The organism is Pseudomonas tehranensis (genome assembly GCF_014268615.1).
Lineage (GTDB): Bacteria > Pseudomonadota > Gammaproteobacteria > Pseudomonadales > Pseudomonadaceae > Aquipseudomonas > Aquipseudomonas tehranensis.
The window spans coordinates 1-2,860 of record NZ_JABWQV010000399.1 but is presented as its reverse complement, the minus strand read 5'-3'; the positions used below and the strand labels follow the sequence as shown (position 1 = coordinate 2,860).

Below are 2,860 nucleotides of genomic sequence, written 5' to 3'. Positions count from 1 at the left end.
AAAAGCATCGCGAGCAGGCTCGCTCCCACAGTGGAATTCTGGCGTACACAAAATCTGTGAACGACACGACCCAGTGTGGGAGCGAGCCTGCTCGCGATGGCGTCAGTCCAGACACCTCAGTCCTCAGACCGCTACATGGTAGGGATTACGCGGATCATGGTTCCAGTCCAAAAACGGCTTGCCCGTTTCCACCGTCACCATTTCGATGCAATCCTGCACCGGACAGGTAATCTGGCAGAGGTTGCAGCCCACGCACTCTTCATCAATCACTTCATACTTGTGCGTCCCGTCCGCTTGCTTGAGGCTGGCGATGGCCTGGTGGGAGGTGTCTTCACAGGCGATGTGACAGCGACCGCAACCGATGCAGGCCTCTTGGTCGATCTTCGCGATGACCTGATAGTTGATGTCCAGGTACTTCCAGTCGGTGGTGTTGCCCACCGCGCGACCGGAAAATGCCTGCAGGTTGGCGTGGCCGTGATCGTCCATCCAACGTGACAGACCGTCCTTCATCTCTTCGACAATCCGAAAACCGTGGAGCATCGCCGCCGTGCACACTTGCACGGCGCCACTGCCCAGGGCGATGAATTCCGCCGCGTCGCGCCAACTGCCGATGCCGCCGATGCCGCAAATCGGCAAGCCCTGGGTCTGCGGGTCGCGGGCGATTTCGGCGACCATGTTCAGCGCGATCGGCTTGACCGCCGAGCCGCAGTAGCCGCCGTGGGTGCTCTGGCTGCCGACGATGGGCAGGGCGACCATGCGGTCCAGGTCGACGCTGGTGATGGAGTTGATGGTGTTGATCAACGACACTGCATCGGCGCCGCCCCGATGGGCCGCCCGGGCAGCGACGCGGATGTCGGTGATGTTGGGCGTGAGCTTGACGATCACCGGCAGCGAGCAATAGGTCTTGCACCAGCGCGTGACTTGCTCGACGTACTCCGGCACCTGGCCGACGGCCGCGCCCATGCCGCGTTCCGGCATGCCGTGGGGGCAGCCGAAGTTCAGCTCGATCCCATCGGCACCCGTGGCCTCCACCAGAGGCAGGATGCGTTTCCAGGATTCTTCCACGCACGGCACCATCAACGACACGATCAGCGCCCGGTCCGGCCAGTCCTTTTTCACCTGGGTGATTTCCCGCAGGTTGATCTCCAGCGAGCGGTCGGTGATCAGCTCAATGTTATTGATGCCCAGCACCTCGCGATTGGCGCCGAAGTGGGCGGAGTAACGCGACGACACGTTCACGGCCGCCGGGTCCTCTCCCAGGGTTTTCCAGACCACGCCACCCCAACCGGCCTCGAAGGCGCGGACCACGTTGTAGGCTTTGTCGGTCGGCGGCGCGGAGGCCAGCCAGAACGGATTGGGGGCTTTGATGCCAGCGAAGACAATCGACAGATCGGCCATTTACGCAGCCTCCACGTTGAGCATGAGTTGAGCGTTGATCGCCTCGGCGGCGAGCTTGCCGTGCTGCACCGCCTGCACCGTCAGGTCCTGGTCCAGGCTGGTGCAGTCACCGCCGGCATACACGCCAGCGATGCTGGTGCGCAAATGCTCGTCCACCAGGATTCGTCCATCCTGGCGCTTGAGTTCCCGGGCCAGAGGGTCCGCCAGCGCGTGGTCATCGAAGGCCTGGCCGATGGCTTTGAAAATCCCGTCGGCGGGCAGTTCGAAGGTTTCGGTGCCGATGACCAACCGACCGTTCTCCAGATGGGTGCGGGAGAAACGCATGCCCCGCACATTCCCGGCCTCGTCCAGCAGCACCTGTTGCGGCTGGGCCCAGGTCAGCAGACGCACCTGATTGGCCTTGGCGATGTCTTGCTCATGGACGGTGGCGCCCATGTCCTCAAGGCCGCGCCGGTACACCAGGCTGACGTCCCGAGCACCGAGACGGGCCATCTGCACGGCCATGTCGATGGCGGTGTTGCCGGCGCCGAGAACGATGCAGTGCTCGGCCAGCGGCAATTGGCTGAGGTCGTCGGCCTGACGCAACTCGCGGATGTACTCGGTGGCGGCCAGCAGCCCCGGCGCCTGTTCATCGCTCAGGCCCAGTTGTTTGCTGGCGGCCAGGCCAAGGCCGAGGAACACGGCGTCGAATTGCTGGTGCAAGTCACTCAAGCTGAGGTTTTCGCCAAGCTTTTGGCCGTGGCGGATTTCGATGCCGCCGATGTCCAGCAGAAAGTCCAACTCGCGCTGGGCATAATCGTCCACCAGCTTGTATTTGGCGATTCCGTATTCGTTGAGGCCGCCAGCCTTTTCCCGGGCTTCGAATACCACCACGTCATGGCCGTGCATCGCGCTGCGGTGAGCACAGGACAACCCTGCAGGACCCGCGCCGACCACGGCAATGCGCTTGCCGGTGGCGGCGGCACGTTTGAACGGGTGCTCGCTGAAGTGGGCGTTGTCCACGGCGTAGCGTTGCAACAGGCCGATCAGTACCGGCGCGCATTCGTGGGCGTTGTTGCGTACGCAGGCTTGCTGGCAAAGGATCTCTGTGGGGCAGACCCGGGCGCAACTGCCGCCGAGGATATTGGCCGAGAGAATCTTTTGCGCGGCGCCCTGGACGTTGTCCTGATGGATGTTGCGGATGAACGAAGGGATGTCGATCTCGCTCGGACAGGCGTTCACGCACGGCGCGTCGTAGCAGTACAGGCAGCGGGAGGCTTCCAGGTGGGCCTGGCGCGCGTTGAGCGGCGGCGCCAGGTCGCTGAAGCGCGCGGCGAGGGCGGTCGGGTCTTCCTGGGAATGGGGGAGGTGACTCAAGGGCTGGATCATGGAATTGGCCTCACGGTGTTTGAGGTGCTGCCTCTGGTGGGCAGTGTTTTTGTTTGCGCACAAACCCTGTAGGAGCTGCCGAAGGCTGCGATCT

General features: G+C 63.3%; 2 protein-coding genes. Both read right to left on the bottom strand.

Annotated elements, in window-relative coordinates; all coding sequences use genetic code 11:
• Positions 1 to 123 precede the first annotated feature (123 nt).
• Complete coding sequence (gene preA / locus HU811_RS26375) at positions 124 to 1,398, bottom strand: NAD-dependent dihydropyrimidine dehydrogenase subunit PreA (RefSeq protein WP_186659003.1); 1,275 nt, start codon at positions 1,396 to 1,398, stop codon at positions 124 to 126.
• Entirely contained in the window at positions 1,399 to 2,766 is a 1,368-nt protein-coding gene (locus HU811_RS26370; protein WP_092455356.1) for an NAD(P)-dependent oxidoreductase, read from the bottom strand.
• Between the last annotated feature and the right edge of the window lie 94 nt (positions 2,767 to 2,860).